This window comes from Acetobacterium carbinolicum (assembly GCF_047456275.1).
In the GTDB taxonomy this organism is placed as follows: Bacteria; Bacillota; Clostridia; order Eubacteriales; family Eubacteriaceae; genus Acetobacterium; species Acetobacterium carbinolicum.
The window spans coordinates 2790204-2803312 of the sequence record NZ_CP173357.1; the positions used below are offsets into that span (position 1 = coordinate 2790204).

Consider the following 13109-nt stretch of genomic DNA (forward strand, 5'->3'; position numbering starts at 1 on the left):
CATTCGTCGGTTTTGTGCATAAAAAAAGACGCCTAAAGTGCGTCTCCATTAATATGGTGTTCTAGTATTAACCTACTGATTTTAATTTCCTCTTTATAAGCTCTTTCGTTAGCTTCTTTCAATACTTTAATCCTGTCCTTGTCTAAATATTTTGAGATTCTTCTAATTAAAATCTCTGCAAATATAGAAACTAAGAGCATAATTGGAGTGCTTATCAGCAATGCCATTAGACTACTGAATGATGTATTTTCTGAAAACCAGATTGAAAGTACAAAACCTACTATTCCCAAAAGAATTCCTTCAACTCGTGATAGAACTTCTGATTTTCCGTTTTCTTTTCCGTCAATTTCGCTATTGTTATCTCTAATCTCTTTACGTATTAGATATAATCTTTCATCCAAGTCCACTTCATCCCCCCAATTCTTTTCCTTACCGTTAACTTTCTTTTTGTTTTTTATCCATAGATAAATACTTGGTAATTTTTTTATTATGATAAGACAAATAATAATAACGATAGAAAAAAATATAATAGCTGTGATTGCTGATGTTGGTTGATTTTCCATTAAAAATTTTATTATCCTTTCAATCAATGATATTTAGAAAAACTACTTGCTTAAGCTATTTTCGTTTAACATTTTGCTTGATGAATTAAAATTTAAATTACTCAAGTTCATAACGCTTATACACTTCAGATAGATCTAACAAAATATAACCATAATCGTAATCTTTGCAATAGATAATTTCTTCTTTTATTTTGACAGAAGGATCATCAAATTCGTCTACGAGCCATCCATACGAACTAATTTCACGCATTGTATATCCATATTTATTAAGCTTATAGAAATGGGATGTGTCAGGTATACTAAGCATATTGCTTAAATTGTGGCAGTTACTAGTTTCTCCAATAGAACTTTGATGCCAAATAATAGAATTTTTGTTGAATTGCATAAACACCATTGGTTCTTTTTGGATATGCATTACTTTAATAGCGGTTGCTGGAATTGAAATGCCATACTTTTTTGAAATTGTTCGAATTCTATCTAAACTACAATAATTTTCTTTTCTCAAAATTTCAGTAGGAAGCAGTAATTCTCCAGAAAAAATATCTGCTTCCTGTTCAAATAGTCTATTAGAATTTACTGAGCCTTTGATATTGTTTTTATCTTCAATATTACAATCATAAAGTTGAGAAAGATGATGTTCAATGAAATAATGTCCCAATTCATGCCCGATTGTAAAATTTTTTCTTAATCTGTTAGCAGATTTATTTATTAGAATTTTCTTTTTTCCTTTATGGCACAAGAAAAGACCATCACAATTACCAGTATCTATAAATTTTAGGTCAATATTTAGTTTTTCAACAAATTCATCTATATCTAACGGATAAGTTAAATTAAATATTTCAATTATGTCTTTAACAGTTGATAATATTCTTTTTTCATTGATCTTCATAATTTTTCATTTCTTCAATTTCTTTTAGAACATCTTCTGTAAAGTTTTCTCCATTATGGTTTCTTGCGGCTGCGAGCAACCCCAAATCACCCTTATTTTCAAAGGATTTAATATCTTTTGCAATTATTATTAATTTGTTATTATCAATAATTGGATATATCTTTTTTTCGACAAGAAGATTATATATTTCTCTTTTATTCTCGATAATCGATTTATAAGATGATGAAATATTCACGGTTGTAACATCGTATTCATTTAGATCATAAATAGCTCTTGTGATTTCTTGTACTATTATCGCAATATTCTGTTTTAAATAGATATTTTGACATTTTTCACAACACAAAATAGGGATAGATTCAAATTCTATAACTTTACTTTTCCAATATCCTTTTGCATTTCCAATTTGTTCTATTAATGGATAACCATCATTTTCGCAGTTGTTAAACATATTATTTCCTCCTCCAATTACCAGAAACTAATTCCCATCTTGAATCTGGTTCATACGTTGTTATAACTAAACATTTATTATTTTGTTTTGGCGCTACAACAACAAAAAAACAAGGTGGATTTTTACAATCTTGAAAAACAAATTTGAGATCTCTCTCTAGATTTTGGATTTCTAATAAAGTTCCGTTTTCTACAGCATCAAAAAGTGAAAGTAATGATATTCCTCTTTGAGAAATTCTTTGGTGAGCATGGTCAGAAACAATTAATTCACCGTTCGCAGCCAGTCTTCTAATAAAACTAATTTCAGAATAATAGGGATTTACTAAGTTTTGATTTAGAGTTGTATTATTCGGCATTATGACTCTCCTTAATTTCTATTGAATATTTTATCTTATTTGATTTAATTCATCAAGAAAATTCAGGAATTCTTTAGTACATAATAAATTAGCACTTTAATGATAACATACTGTAATAGCGCTTTGGAACACATCTTTCCAGCAAAACACCAGCATTTTACCCGCATGCACTTTCACGCATGGAGATCATGTCCAGTTGATCCAGCGTCACTTCTATTTTCTTCTGGACCGTCCTTTCATCCAATTCCATTTTATCAGCGATTTCCCTCCAGGTCAGTTTTTTGAAATAACGGTTCTCTATGATGCTTTTCAACTCGGGTGACATCATCGGCATGAGCCGGTCCACCACTTCAATATCTGCCTCAGCTAGTTTTTTCTTTTTCTGCAACTCCAAAATCTCTTCATCCTCCAGATGCCTTATCGCCGTCCGCTCCGTGCTGCTCCCCCCAACATGAACAATCGGGGTATGTGACAACTGCTGGGTGTATGACGGGTCAATCTGTTCTCTGAGCAATTTAATCTCACGATCTATGAAAATAATCGCAATTTTATTATCCATATACTTTTCAAAAAAGCTTCTTACTTGCACGTATTCTCCCCCTTATGTTATAATAGCTTAACCAGTATTCGGGAGAGAATACGCTAGAATGTTTCCTATGGCAGTAGGAGCATTCTTTTTTTATGATCAGCTGGCATCCTCAATCTTTTTCTTAATAAACAACTTACACTTATTCCATCTGTGAGCCATGGCCGATGCTGAACAATTATTTTTAAAATGCTTGTGGTCGTAATACTGACAGTTTGCTCTTTTACAGTGATCTTGTTTTTTAGTTTTCATTTGTAATCCTCTCTATTCCTGCTTCATATTCCCGGTACATTTCAAACCATGCCTCAACCGGCATAATCACAACCCAGTCACAATTATTCTTTCGGTGGGCAACAATCGGCAATTTCTCACCTGAATCCCGGATTGCCTGATCCATGGCATCATAGAGTTTCAGTTTTTCGGTCCTTTTGACTTCAATATGGACATTAGGTAATCCAACAACATCCTCACCTTCAATACCGTTATATTGCTGGCCACGGCGACAATCATAACCGTTATCCCGGCATAACTTGGCAAACTCACGCTCTCCGACCTTCCCTTTTAGATTCGAATTGATTTTTTTAGTCATCCCTCAACCTCTCAATGAGATAAAACTCAGTACAATCTAAGATTTCCAGATCGCCAATAACACCCTGGCAATTTCCACCGTTCTCTACTAAATTTTCACAGTTTTTGCAGTTAATCATGACTCGCATCCCATCTGATCTTTTGACCGCAGTTAGAACAATAACTGTCAATTTCATTTAGTCTCCACCCGCATTCATAACATTTTCCATTAAGTGGCTTTTTAGGGATATTTTTATTTAATGCCTCTGACGCAATATTCACAGCATCTTTGTATATTTGATGACTGTATGGTGTGGAGAACTTCTCCAAGAATTCCTTAGCTTGCTTTGGTTCCATCATCCTTCTCCTTGTTATAAATTTTCTTTTTAAGCACCCGAATATCATCCTCATATCGCTGCAGCAACTGTTTTTCCTGCTCGATGTCTTTAGGATCTGCACCGGGTCTTGTGATATAGTACTGCAGAGCATGTTTGATAATCTGCATAGTTCTTATCTTTTTCATTTTTCAACCTCCATTTAAAAATTCCGGCGGATTATTATTCATTACTTTTACACGTCCAAGTGGGTCCATATTCCAGTTTGACCTTCTGATTTTTGGCAACCCAACATGTTGCGCACCATTGATGCAATCGCACGATCCAACGGATTCATGGCCAAACTGATCAATTAAAAAGACGATTCCAGTCGATCGGCACTTATAGCAAGGTTGTTTTTCATAGTGTACAATCGGTTCATAAATCGATTTGGATATTCTCAAGATATCCCCCGGCCGTGGCTCACGTTGCCCATCGTCACGCAAAAACATCATAAACGCCTGGTTACACTTCTCATAGGGAATCTCCTGAAGGATCTCCTGCCAGACATCAATTGCAGCGTCGGACTGACTAATCCTTGTAAATACTCCGCCCATCTTCTTTAATAACGATACTGTTTCCTGTACAGTCATGCAAACTCCCCTCCATTCTGCTTTCAATCAACCGAATGACCCCAGCTCTTTCGATGATATCCGCTGCTACCGGTGGGAATTTTGATGTCTTTAAACAATCAACCAAAGCTTGTTGAGCATGCGTAAAGCTGATGTCTTTTATTAGCAGATGCCAGATATTGATTTTTTCATCCGTTACCTGGTAGCTTTGGTACATTGCACCAATAATTCCAAGTAGTTTCGTTGTTTCGACTTTAGTCAAAAATATTCACCTCTATTTCGTTTTGATCTTCCCATTGTGCTTTTGCCATTAAATCTGGCAATTCTTTTAAGTTTTTCTGCGTGACGTTGGCATCGATTCTTTTGAACTTGTCAGTAAAAAGACCCTTCCAACCATTCATAATCGATTCGCCAATAATTTCGATTTTGATGTTGTCTGGAAAATCGATTATCTTATTTTTCAGAAGATTAATTGCTCGCTCAGTATTGTTAACCTTCAGCTTTTTCCGCATATCCAGGAATTCCATAAATAGTTCATTCAACTGAGGATTTAGATAATGAATCTGGTCAGTTGGATCAATCTGACAGCTTATACTCTTATCTACTTTCATTTCTTCTACTTTACTTTTATTTACTCTACTTTGTGTATTATTAGGGTGATTAACTGAGTTATTCGGTCGATTAACCTCGTTTTTCGGTCGATTAATAAAATTATTTAAAATTGGGTGCCTTGAAGAAAGCTCCTTCATTTCATTTTCTGAAAGAAGCCAATAATCAAAATTAATATTCGCTGCCTTACGATCCACAGTCGCCCCATAATACGTGCGCTGTGCCCGTCGAGAAGTGATTATAGCTCCGGATTTAAAATGATCATCGCTAAATAGTCCACACGCCACCAAATCCTCGATAATACTCTCCACAGTTTCAACGTCCGGCTGGTGCTTCCCCTGAAGGTTTTCACACACTTCCCACAGGACGTCTTCTTTATTCTCTCCAAAGTAATCAATGTAATATCCCTTGTCTTTATATAGGATGCAAAGCAGGGATATGTAAACCATCACCGCTGTTGGTCCATACTTTATCTTGACCCGGCGCAGTTTACGATCAGCTATTAAATCGACGTCAAAAGGAAAATAATCGAGTCCTTCCTTTATCGGTCTGGCCACTTATTCACCCCCATTCTAGGTGGTCCCTTCAAGTACTTTGATACCATTTATATCCCGGCTGAATATCGCTCTCAGCCGGGATCGGTCCAGTTATTAGGCGATAATCGTATAGTCTTCACCCAGTTGCGTTTCTAAATATGTTTTGATCCTGGTCATCGCTTCATGTCTCCAGGCACCGCCATCTGCTTCGAAAAGACCGACTTCGCAATTATCATTGACCCGTAAAATAAATGGGCTTTCAGGCTGATTAATTTCAGTGAACGTTCTAAAGGGCGCTAATACAACCGGGTTTGGAATCTGTTCTTCTTTTACAAGGGTAACGCCAACAGCTGAGGTAGCTGTTTGAGTGACACCATCATCTTCAAGCTTAACACTGTTTTCGAACCGCATTTTTGCGATGCTGGATAGAACTCTCCCCCGATCCTCATTGGGTACGAACCGGGATTGCAACATAATATTAAAGTTCTCACGGTCCATAAACCGATTAAGTGTGATCACCGGCAAAAGAGCATCGGCCTGAATGTAATTTTCTCTATTTTTAAAATCCGGATTTAAACTCGAGATAATTTGTACCGTCGTTTCATTAACAACATGAATTAGTAGTTTCTCCGGGAATAATTTGTCGGTATTTGCATTCAGATAATCAATGAGAGCCGTTAAACTTTGAGCTTTAATCATTGTTGGAGTTGGCTGTTGAACAGCATATAAACTTTCTTCAGAATACGCTAATCCTCCAACCTCAATCACCTTCGGTCCCGTCATTTCCTCGATTTTTTCTAAAAAACTTCGTGTTAAATCCATTACTTTCTTGCTCCTTCCATATTTACAATTTTATTCATATCAATCTGTCCAGGAACTTGACCACCAAGCTCCTGAACTTTTATACCAGCACCCGATTTTTCCATTAAAATGCTTGTTGCCAAACCTTTAATCGGGGCTGCCGCATGATTCACCTTAATATCTACCTGACCGACCATCCTGCTTTCATCGGGCTTAATCGTAATCTGCATTGTTATCTTACGAGCTGCCTTTGGATCAGTGTTGGGATCCTGAATGTTTTTTAAAACCTTATCGAACTCATGGTCAAAGAGTTCCTGCAATCCACCATTACCAAATTCACCTAACTTCATTTTCTTCCTCCTTTTGAGATCACCAGAAATGTTCCGCCTTGCAATCCATTTTCTTACTGAACATTAAAGCTTTCCTGCTCTGCTTCAGCTTCTCGGATTTCAGCTTCAATGATTTTCTGTTTTTCTTCTTCAGTGAGTTCATTACTGAAGGACTCATCTTGGATGACTCCATCCTCATCAATCTGATATTCCGGTTCAATATATTCGGTTGGAACCTCAGTCATATCTGCTGCTACTTCATTTTTAATCGTTTCGTCTAAAGCAATTCCTCTTAAAAATTCTGATTTCATTGGTGCATACTTGAGAGCCTGCTTTAAAACAGTCTTTTTCGCCATGGCGTCAAAATGCTTGACCCAAATATTTGACATTCCTTTGTTACCTTTTCGATTTTCTTTCTCATTTTCTCGAACATCTTCCACGCTCATAACCTCGAAACCATAACCGCCATCTTTTGTTTTAAACATGCCATAAACCCATATCGGATCACCTTTTTTAGCTCCTCTTGTTGGAATATGTTTTAATTTTGGATCCAGACCTAATTCAAATTCGAACTCATCATTTTCATATACAACATGGGCCTGAATCAAGGAAACTTGCCCTGATCGATAAGCTAAATCAATAAGCCCTTTATAACCTAATTGAAATTGACACTCTAAAACGCCTTTTTTATTATTGTAAAATGGGATTAGATATGCTTGTCCTAATGGGGTATTGGGTTCAAGTCCCAATTGTGCCGCCGTCATCATGGCCCCTAAAAAGCTGGATGGTGTTGTTTCTGCCAGTTTGGGGTTGCTGCTGATTGCGGTCATAACAATCCGAGTAAACCGATCGGGAGTCATTACGGTTGGTAGAGCTTTCTCAATTTCACCTTTCATACTTTTTATGTATGCCTGCATCGTTGGTGCTCCATTTGCTTTTGCTGCAGCATTTGTCGCCGCTGCCGTTTGAATTTTTCCCGCCATTATTTGGCCTCCTTGATTTCAAATTTTCTAAATTCACTTGTTTTGAAATATCTATCCAGATCAATTTCTGGATGATCTTTTGCAAAATCCTTCACCTGAAAAGTCCGCCGTTTCTGGCCTTTCCAATTAATTTGGTATGATCCGCAAATTCCTTTCTCATATAGTTGCAGTTCTTCTTTTAGTTGTTGTTCAATCCGCTCTTTTTCAATATCTAATTCTTTAATTCTCTGTTTAATTGTTAGATATTGATTGACTGTATTTTCTTTTCCATAAATTTCAATTATTCCATCTTCTGTATCGCCAGCATAAATCGTGTTAATTGCTCCAGTAGTCGGATCCAGCCCATCAACTGGCGGAGGGGCATCTAATTCTACATATTTCCAGAAATCTCGTTCAGCGTCCATTAACGCCTGTATTTCATCCTCATCCCGCTCGATCACAAAGGTATGAAAACCCTGGCTTAATACCAGTACCCCTAAATACCATCGCTCGGCACCCGTTACTGCCATGTAGTGAACACACTGGCAATAATATGTTTCGGGAAATTCGCCACCCTTGAACTTTTTCAGGTTCATGATACTGGTGGTTTTGCATTCAAGGCCGGCATTCTCACCCACCACCCAGCGATCCACATTGGCCAAGGCAAAGGGATAATCCGAACACCTTAGCATCTTTGTTTTCCTACGACACTTTTTACCGGTTTCTTGCATCCAACGATCCGCAACGTATTGCTCAAGGTCTCTTCCCTGGCGCATGATCTCATTATCTTCCTTTGGAGGAATCCTGCCTGTTTTATCTGCCCACACCGTGTAAGGTGTAGCCCATGGATTCAGGCCAATGATAGCGGCGGCATCACTGCCACCGATACCTTTCCTTCTTGCTTCTAACCATTGATTATGATCCAGCATTTTCCTTCACCTCTTGTCTGGCTTGTTTTACCTTGTTCCGATTAAGCTCCATGTCTTTTTGCATTTTTTCATAATGTGCTGGAGCTTGAATAAGTGCAACGGCCAGCATGTTTACGAACACTTCCCGTGGTAGTGAATCATGAATAACTTCCTGATAAAATGAATCAATCGCAGTAAGCAATTCAACAGTTAAATCAACTCCACTGCCAACTCCTAAAATTTCAACGTCACATTTATTTACTTTTATTTCTAACATTTCATACTCCTTAATTAAGCTGATTGCCGGTCCATGTATTCATCATATAAACGATCCGGATCGGGTCCTGCATTTTTTTCTTCTTCAGCCTGCCACTCCCAGGCGTCTACCGAACTAACACAATGTTCGCATCCTAAAATGTCGCCATCGCATGAATGATAGATGGTCTCACATTCAGCATTACATAATGGGCAAATCGGGTATTTGTGTTCCGGTGGATCTGGTGGATCAAAACAATAATTATTGCTCATCATTTCTACTTCCTTACAATTTCTATTTTTAGCCCCAATACAGCTAATACTGGCTCGATGCTATCAAAGTGAGGCATTCTATTTCCAGATTCCCAATGCGATATTGATCGCTTCGAGATTCCGGATAGTTCTGATAACTCGCTTTGAGTCAAATTTTTAGACTCGCGTTCTTTCTTGAGGATTTCATTGATCAGCATTCTTACCTCGCCATATGTTGCCCTTTTTTGATATGAACAACATTCTGATTCCCTTGTTTGACCGGAGCCTTAAGTCCAGTAATTGTTTCCAAATCCTCAATGACTTCATCCAGTACATTCAAAACGCCCTTGTTATAGCTGTTTCTCAACAAATCCCAGGTATTTGTATTCGCTTTAATTGCTTCTTGTTTTCCTGCCAACTTGCATAGTAAATTCTGCATATCCATGTTTTTTCTCCTGAAATTATTCCTCCTCTTGAGAATCGGAGCGGCTCGGAGGTAAAGCCGCTCCTTGCATTTCACACACTGGTGTGATAAAATTGTTTTAGAAAAATTTGCATATTCTATTCACAAATGGCACCTGCGCCAACGGGTGTCTTTTGTTTTTCTCTAAGCACTTTTGTCCTCCTCCTTTTTCCTTGACATTGGAGCTGTAAACATACTGATGTCAAATGGCTCGTTGAAGGCTGCCATCAGTTCTTCCTCGGTGTTAATACCTATCTCAGCCAGAGCTTTCCATATTTCTTGCCTTCTGCTATCGCCAGGCAAACAATTTTTCTCCATGCTTTACCTTCCTTTCATTTCGAGTTATTTCATTGTTATTAATCTGGCAGCCATTTGCCATTAAAGCAAACATCAACCCCCATCCGCTAATAATTGATTCCGATATTTCTTTCAGAAAATCATTTGAAGTATCCTTCTCTTGTTCAGAGATTTGATTATCAATTATGACTTTTCGCATTCCGCTATCCAGTGTTTCAACATCCTCGCGCTCAGCCTGGTATCTTAAAAATGCTACTGGAAGATTTTTCAAATTAATCAGATCGATAAGATCCAGTCGTGGAAATAATAGTCTTCCTATTTCAGTGTTTAAAACCCAGTGCTGTACCAATAAATAATCTGCGTTTTTCTGCATTGGTGTGACATAAGCCTGTGTCATTTGAATGACTGCACTTTCTGAAGGAAGCCTCCCATCCCCTGTTTCCGGATCATAAGATTCCCAGTACTTCAACGACCGTTCACAATGTCCAAGCCTTGCAGCTGCCTCATTAAGTTTCAGTCCTGCATTTTCTCTGCAGATCCGATAAATATTCTTACTTTCACCGTTCACCTCTAATTTCTCCTTTCGTGATATAATTTTTCCAAAGAAGCGATTGTCCCGGCTTTCTTTTTGTAAATCCCTCCTCTCAACTGTCGCCTGAACTGCTCCCCGCAAAATTCTAACTATTTTCTTCAATCCACTTCTTCGCAGCAGGAACACTGATATAGTATCGGCTTCCGATTTTTATTACTGGGAAACCATCTTCATATAAATACAGCTGTCGCAAACAGTTGTAAGGAATACCCAGCTTTTCTGCTGCTTCTTTGGGTGGATGAAAGAGTTTTTCATGTTCATTTTCAGCTTCTTTCATTCCACCCATAAGTATTTCTTCAATTTTATTAATCTCAGCCTTTATGCTTTGCAAGCGAGATATGATTTCAGTATTGCTTGTATTCATCTAATCACCTCCTAACTGGCTTGTGGATTATACTTAGATTTTTGCAAAGTAATCTTTTTGGTTACTTCATTGTTGAAAAAAATCTGCTCAATCGGCATTTCAAAGATTAATGAAATTTTATTTGCTTCTTCTAGAGAGAATTTTCTTTCCCCTCTTTCTTTCATACTATAAGCATTTTTACTTTTTAATCCCAACTTTTCGGCCATATCATCTTGCGTATAACCTCGGTTTTCTCTTAGCTCTCTAACTTTGCTCATTCCATCACCTCCATCCTGTAACCGTATTGATTACTTTTATGTTATACCCATTTTGGTTACTTGTCAAGTTTAAAGTAATCTTTTTGTTAACTTTATTTACAAATAACCATTTTGTGTATAAAATAGAATTAATTACATAAAAAAGGAGATCACTAAATGAAATTTGGGGATAGACTGAAATCAATTAGATTAAAAAACGATATGACCCAAGAAGAAATAGGCAATCTTCTAAATAAGTCCAAAAACAACATTTCTCAATATGAAACTGGCAAACGTGAACCGGATCTTGAAACACTCAAGATCATTTCAAATTATTTCAAAGTTTCGTTAGACTATCTCCTCGGTAATACTGACGACCCAATCCCAGTGCGTGACGTTGACCAGGATCTGCACGATGAGCATAACTACACGAAAGAACTTGAAGATTTTCTAAAAGATAATGTGACTACTGCAATGTTCCAGGATTATGGTGATTGGTCTGAAGAAGAAAAAAGAGATTTACTGCAGTTTTTAAAAGGACAAAAAGCGTTAAGAGAACAGAATAAGGGAAAATAAGCAGGCTTTATTTGAGTCTGTTTTTTTATGGAGGAACGATGGGAAAAATTGAAACCCTTAATTTTTACATAAACAGTTGTGATTTAGAAAACCAAAGCATTTTTGACCATCAAGATCTAATTAATGAAATTACAATGATTTATCACTCAGAAATATCTGATTTAGAGTATGGTTTATCTCCTAAATTTATTGACGATAATATTGAAAAGGAATCTGTGTATCCAGTCCATGACCTAAAAGTATTGAAATTAAAATTAGAAAACCATAGAGATAATCTCTTACGTGAAGACCAAAAGAGAATAGAAGAACTAAAAATCTTGGAACTTAAGAGTCAAATTACAATTAACAACAATAACCATAATACCAGTAATTCAATTTCGTCAGCAACAGCAATTACCAACATTTCCATAAGTCAAACTATGAAAAATATCAACAAATTGCCGGAAGGTATCTTAAACAATAATGAAACAGTCGAACTGAAAGAGCTTATTCATTCAATTGATGAAATGATTGCTGTAAAAGATAATGAAGGAGCCAAGTCGAAAATTACAAAAGTATTGAACACTATCGGGAATAAAGGATTTGAACTTTTTGTTGCAGTTGCTCCTTACCTTCTTCAAGCTGCAACAGCCGCTCAAACAACTACTTGATGTGCCAACAAATAATTCATAATGAAAGCGAGTTTAAATGAAAAAATATAGTTCGAGTATTTTTATTCCAATAATAATATTTTTGGTTTTGTTTGCTCTGACACTTCCACTTTTACTTGCCCATGAATTAAATGCTGAAACTTCATTGACCTTCCCAAATTTATTGTCATATTACGGATCTATCTTGGGTGCAGGAGCGACGATCGGTGCCGTGGTATTAACTATTAACTATAACAGAAAATTAAATGAGGAAGAACGTATTCATAATAAAAAACAAATTGAAGATGAACGAATTCATAACAAAAATCTTGTAGAAGAAGAACGTACGCTGTTAAACAAACCATATTTTTTATCAAGTTGCAAAATAATTGAGTATGAAGAAAATCCTGATCCTAACACTATTAACATCAATATAGATTTAGATGAAACTTTTCTTTTGACAAGATTTGTTGGTGGAGCAGAAAAAAACGAAATAGATGATCGTTTTATCTACCATACTAACGATTACAAAATAAAAAAAAATCAATGTTTCGTCGAATATATAGTTGAGAACGTTGGTGGTGGACATGCTATAAATATTGCAACAAAACTATCCCTTAATCAGAAAAGTTTATATCCGACTTATCCTTTTGCCATTCCATTAAATAGGAATAAAGCATTTCACATTTTCTTTTACTCTCAAAATCAGGATTATAACTTGAAAGGTATGAATATAGAACTAACTTATAGTAATATTTTTTCGAAAATTTTTTATCGACAATATGATCATTTAATTTTTTATAGAGACCGAATTACCAAACAGCTTTTGGTAGCAAAAAGTCAAACGATATCTCCACCAAGCGAGTTAGTTGGCTACACACGCTCGGATATGCCAAAATTAGATTAAAGTATAGTTCAATATGTCGATCTGTTCTGAATCCTCCTG

At 36.5% G+C, this 13109-nt stretch carries 26 protein-coding genes; 3 read left to right on the top strand and 23 right to left on the bottom strand.

Going from position 1 to position 13109, the window contains the following annotated elements; genetic code table 11:
- Positions 1-32: 32 nt before the first annotated feature.
- The 23 genes from ACIZ62_RS12920 to ACIZ62_RS13030 form a co-directional block, all read right to left on the bottom strand.
- Positions 33-563, bottom strand: coding sequence for a hypothetical protein (locus ACIZ62_RS12920; RefSeq protein ID WP_414150320.1), 531 nt, complete (start codon positions 561-563; stop codon positions 33-35).
- A 97-nt stretch (positions 564-660) separates the two neighbouring features.
- Positions 661-1452, bottom strand: coding sequence for an ImmA/IrrE family metallo-endopeptidase (locus tag ACIZ62_RS12925; protein ID WP_414150321.1), 792 nt, complete (start codon positions 1450-1452; stop codon positions 661-663).
- Positions 1439-1900 carry a hypothetical protein gene (locus ACIZ62_RS12930; RefSeq protein ID WP_414150322.1) on the bottom strand — a complete coding sequence of 154 codons (462 nt, stop codon included), beginning with the start codon at positions 1898-1900 and terminating at the stop codon, positions 1439-1441. Before ACIZ62_RS12930 ends, ACIZ62_RS12925 begins: the two co-directional genes overlap by 14 nt.
- Before the next feature lies 1 nt (position 1901).
- Positions 1902-2255, bottom strand: a complete 354-nt coding sequence (locus ACIZ62_RS12935) for a DUF4258 domain-containing protein (RefSeq protein WP_414150323.1) — start codon at positions 2253-2255, stop codon at positions 1902-1904.
- Between the two features lie 157 nt (positions 2256-2412).
- Entirely contained in the window at positions 2413-2844 is a 432-nt protein-coding gene (locus tag ACIZ62_RS12940) for a sigma factor-like helix-turn-helix DNA-binding protein (protein ID WP_414150324.1), read from the bottom strand.
- A 238-nt stretch (positions 2845-3082) separates the two neighbouring features.
- Positions 3083-3430: a hypothetical protein gene (locus ACIZ62_RS12945; protein ID WP_414150325.1), complete on the bottom strand. Its 348-nt coding sequence runs from the start codon at positions 3428-3430 to the stop codon at positions 3083-3085.
- Complete coding sequence (locus tag ACIZ62_RS12950; RefSeq protein WP_414150326.1) at positions 3423-3605, bottom strand: hypothetical protein; 183 nt, start codon at positions 3603-3605, stop codon at positions 3423-3425. Before ACIZ62_RS12950 ends, ACIZ62_RS12945 begins: the two co-directional genes overlap by 8 nt.
- A gap of 140 nt (positions 3606-3745) precedes the next feature.
- On the bottom strand, positions 3746-3931 hold the full coding sequence (locus ACIZ62_RS12955) for a hypothetical protein (protein ID WP_414150327.1): 186 nt from the start codon (positions 3929-3931) through the stop codon (positions 3746-3748).
- Between the two features lie 3 nt (positions 3932-3934).
- Entirely contained in the window at positions 3935-4375 is a 441-nt protein-coding gene (locus ACIZ62_RS12960) for a hypothetical protein (RefSeq protein ID WP_414150328.1), read from the bottom strand.
- Positions 4314-4616 carry a hypothetical protein gene (locus ACIZ62_RS12965; protein ID WP_414150329.1) on the bottom strand — a complete coding sequence of 101 codons (303 nt, stop codon included), beginning with the start codon at positions 4614-4616 and terminating at the stop codon, positions 4314-4316. The genes ACIZ62_RS12960 and ACIZ62_RS12965 overlap by 62 nt, the downstream gene beginning before the upstream one ends.
- Positions 4609-5520, bottom strand: a complete 912-nt coding sequence (locus ACIZ62_RS12970) for a DUF4373 domain-containing protein (protein WP_414150330.1) — start codon at positions 5518-5520, stop codon at positions 4609-4611. Before ACIZ62_RS12970 ends, ACIZ62_RS12965 begins: the two co-directional genes overlap by 8 nt.
- A 93-nt stretch (positions 5521-5613) precedes the next feature.
- Entirely contained in the window at positions 5614-6321 is a 708-nt protein-coding gene (locus ACIZ62_RS12975) for a hypothetical protein (RefSeq protein WP_414150331.1), read from the bottom strand.
- Positions 6321-6650: a hypothetical protein gene (locus ACIZ62_RS12980; RefSeq protein ID WP_414150332.1), complete on the bottom strand. Its 330-nt coding sequence runs from the start codon at positions 6648-6650 to the stop codon at positions 6321-6323. The genes ACIZ62_RS12975 and ACIZ62_RS12980 overlap by 1 nt, the downstream gene beginning before the upstream one ends.
- Before the next feature lie 53 nt (positions 6651-6703).
- Positions 6704-7612: a recombinase RecT gene (locus tag ACIZ62_RS12985; protein WP_414150333.1), complete on the bottom strand. Its 909-nt coding sequence runs from the start codon at positions 7610-7612 to the stop codon at positions 6704-6706.
- Positions 7612-8520, bottom strand: coding sequence for a YqaJ viral recombinase family protein (locus ACIZ62_RS12990; protein ID WP_414150334.1), 909 nt, complete (start codon positions 8518-8520; stop codon positions 7612-7614). Before ACIZ62_RS12990 ends, ACIZ62_RS12985 begins: the two co-directional genes overlap by 1 nt.
- Positions 8507-8776: a hypothetical protein gene (locus ACIZ62_RS12995; RefSeq protein WP_414150335.1), complete on the bottom strand. Its 270-nt coding sequence runs from the start codon at positions 8774-8776 to the stop codon at positions 8507-8509. Before ACIZ62_RS12995 ends, ACIZ62_RS12990 begins: the two co-directional genes overlap by 14 nt.
- 14 nt (positions 8777-8790) lie before the next feature.
- Positions 8791-9030: a hypothetical protein gene (locus tag ACIZ62_RS13000; RefSeq protein ID WP_414150336.1), complete on the bottom strand. Its 240-nt coding sequence runs from the start codon at positions 9028-9030 to the stop codon at positions 8791-8793.
- A gap of 2 nt (positions 9031-9032) precedes the next feature.
- Positions 9033-9224, bottom strand: coding sequence for a helix-turn-helix domain-containing protein (locus tag ACIZ62_RS13005; protein WP_414150337.1), 192 nt, complete (start codon positions 9222-9224; stop codon positions 9033-9035).
- A 2-nt stretch (positions 9225-9226) separates the two neighbouring features.
- Positions 9227-9451, bottom strand: a complete 225-nt coding sequence (locus ACIZ62_RS13010; protein ID WP_414150338.1) for a hypothetical protein — start codon at positions 9449-9451, stop codon at positions 9227-9229.
- Positions 9452-9613: 162 nt separating this feature from the next.
- On the bottom strand, positions 9614-9787 hold the full coding sequence (locus tag ACIZ62_RS13015) for a hypothetical protein (protein ID WP_347412747.1): 174 nt from the start codon (positions 9785-9787) through the stop codon (positions 9614-9616).
- Positions 9759-10460 carry a helix-turn-helix domain-containing protein gene (locus ACIZ62_RS13020; RefSeq protein ID WP_414150339.1) on the bottom strand — a complete coding sequence of 234 codons (702 nt, stop codon included), beginning with the start codon at positions 10458-10460 and terminating at the stop codon, positions 9759-9761. Before ACIZ62_RS13020 ends, ACIZ62_RS13015 begins: the two co-directional genes overlap by 29 nt.
- Positions 10444-10722 (bottom strand): hypothetical protein, encoded by a 279-nt coding sequence (locus ACIZ62_RS13025; protein ID WP_414150340.1) that lies wholly within the window; start codon positions 10720-10722, stop codon positions 10444-10446. Before ACIZ62_RS13025 ends, ACIZ62_RS13020 begins: the two co-directional genes overlap by 17 nt.
- Before the next feature lie 11 nt (positions 10723-10733).
- Positions 10734-10979: a helix-turn-helix transcriptional regulator gene (locus ACIZ62_RS13030; protein ID WP_414150341.1), complete on the bottom strand. Its 246-nt coding sequence runs from the start codon at positions 10977-10979 to the stop codon at positions 10734-10736.
- Between the two features lie 156 nt (positions 10980-11135).
- Between ACIZ62_RS13030 and ACIZ62_RS13035 the strand changes: the two genes are divergently transcribed.
- Genes ACIZ62_RS13035 through ACIZ62_RS13045 form a run of 3 tightly spaced genes read left to right on the top strand, consistent with a single transcriptional unit; the run spans position 11136 to position 13070 of the window.
- A complete protein-coding gene (locus ACIZ62_RS13035; RefSeq protein ID WP_414150342.1) occupies positions 11136-11534 on the top strand; it encodes a helix-turn-helix domain-containing protein in 399 nt (132 codons plus the stop codon).
- Positions 11535-11572: 38 nt separating this feature from the next.
- A complete protein-coding gene (locus ACIZ62_RS13040) occupies positions 11573-12184 on the top strand; it encodes a hypothetical protein (protein WP_414150343.1) in 612 nt (203 codons plus the stop codon).
- Positions 12185-12221: 37 nt separating this feature from the next.
- Positions 12222-13070, top strand: a complete 849-nt coding sequence (locus ACIZ62_RS13045; RefSeq protein WP_414150344.1) for a hypothetical protein — start codon at positions 12222-12224, stop codon at positions 13068-13070.
- The last annotated feature ends 39 nt before the right edge of the window (positions 13071-13109 follow it).

Bases quoted from the DNA above. Each gene is read 5' to 3' on its own strand.
- ACIZ62_RS12920 (WP_414150320.1), bottom strand. From the start codon at position 563: ATGGAAAATCAACCAACATCAGCAATCACAGCTATTATATTTTTTTCT.
- ACIZ62_RS12925 (WP_414150321.1), bottom strand. From the start codon at position 1,452: ATGAAGATCAATGAAAAAAGAATATTATCAACTGTTAAAGACATAATT.
- ACIZ62_RS12930 (WP_414150322.1), bottom strand. From the start codon at position 1,900: ATGTTTAACAACTGCGAAAATGATGGTTATCCATTAATAGAACAAATT.
- ACIZ62_RS12935 (WP_414150323.1), bottom strand. From the start codon at position 2,255: ATGCCGAATAATACAACTCTAAATCAAAACTTAGTAAATCCCTATTAT.
- ACIZ62_RS12945 (WP_414150325.1), bottom strand. From the start codon at position 3,430: ATGACTAAAAAAATCAATTCGAATCTAAAAGGGAAGGTCGGAGAGCGT.
- ACIZ62_RS12950 (WP_414150326.1), bottom strand. From the start codon at position 3,605: ATGAAATTGACAGTTATTGTTCTAACTGCGGTCAAAAGATCAGATGGG.
- ACIZ62_RS12955 (WP_414150327.1), bottom strand. From the start codon at position 3,931: ATGAAAAAGATAAGAACTATGCAGATTATCAAACATGCTCTGCAGTAC.
- ACIZ62_RS12960 (WP_414150328.1), bottom strand. From the start codon at position 4,375: ATGACTGTACAGGAAACAGTATCGTTATTAAAGAAGATGGGCGGAGTA.
- ACIZ62_RS12975 (WP_414150331.1), bottom strand. From the start codon at position 6,321: ATGGATTTAACACGAAGTTTTTTAGAAAAAATCGAGGAAATGACGGGA.
- ACIZ62_RS12980 (WP_414150332.1), bottom strand. From the start codon at position 6,650: ATGAAGTTAGGTGAATTTGGTAATGGTGGATTGCAGGAACTCTTTGAC.
- ACIZ62_RS12985 (WP_414150333.1), bottom strand. From the start codon at position 7,612: ATGGCGGGAAAAATTCAAACGGCAGCGGCGACAAATGCTGCAGCAAAA.
- ACIZ62_RS12990 (WP_414150334.1), bottom strand. From the start codon at position 8,520: ATGCTGGATCATAATCAATGGTTAGAAGCAAGAAGGAAAGGTATCGGT.
- ACIZ62_RS12995 (WP_414150335.1), bottom strand. From the start codon at position 8,776: ATGTTAGAAATAAAAGTAAATAAATGTGACGTTGAAATTTTAGGAGTT.
- ACIZ62_RS13000 (WP_414150336.1), bottom strand. From the start codon at position 9,030: ATGATGAGCAATAATTATTGTTTTGATCCACCAGATCCACCGGAACAC.
- ACIZ62_RS13005 (WP_414150337.1), bottom strand. From the start codon at position 9,224: ATGCTGATCAATGAAATCCTCAAGAAAGAACGCGAGTCTAAAAATTTG.
- ACIZ62_RS13010 (WP_414150338.1), bottom strand. From the start codon at position 9,451: ATGGATATGCAGAATTTACTATGCAAGTTGGCAGGAAAACAAGAAGCA.
- ACIZ62_RS13015 (WP_347412747.1), bottom strand. From the start codon at position 9,787: ATGGAGAAAAATTGTTTGCCTGGCGATAGCAGAAGGCAAGAAATATGG.
- ACIZ62_RS13025 (WP_414150340.1), bottom strand. From the start codon at position 10,722: ATGAATACAAGCAATACTGAAATCATATCTCGCTTGCAAAGCATAAAG.
- ACIZ62_RS13030 (WP_414150341.1), bottom strand. From the start codon at position 10,979: ATGAGCAAAGTTAGAGAGCTAAGAGAAAACCGAGGTTATACGCAAGAT.
- ACIZ62_RS13035 (WP_414150342.1), top strand. From the start codon at position 11,136: ATGAAATTTGGGGATAGACTGAAATCAATTAGATTAAAAAACGATATG.
- ACIZ62_RS13040 (WP_414150343.1), top strand. From the start codon at position 11,573: ATGGGAAAAATTGAAACCCTTAATTTTTACATAAACAGTTGTGATTTA.
- ACIZ62_RS13045 (WP_414150344.1), top strand. From the start codon at position 12,222: ATGAAAAAATATAGTTCGAGTATTTTTATTCCAATAATAATATTTTTG.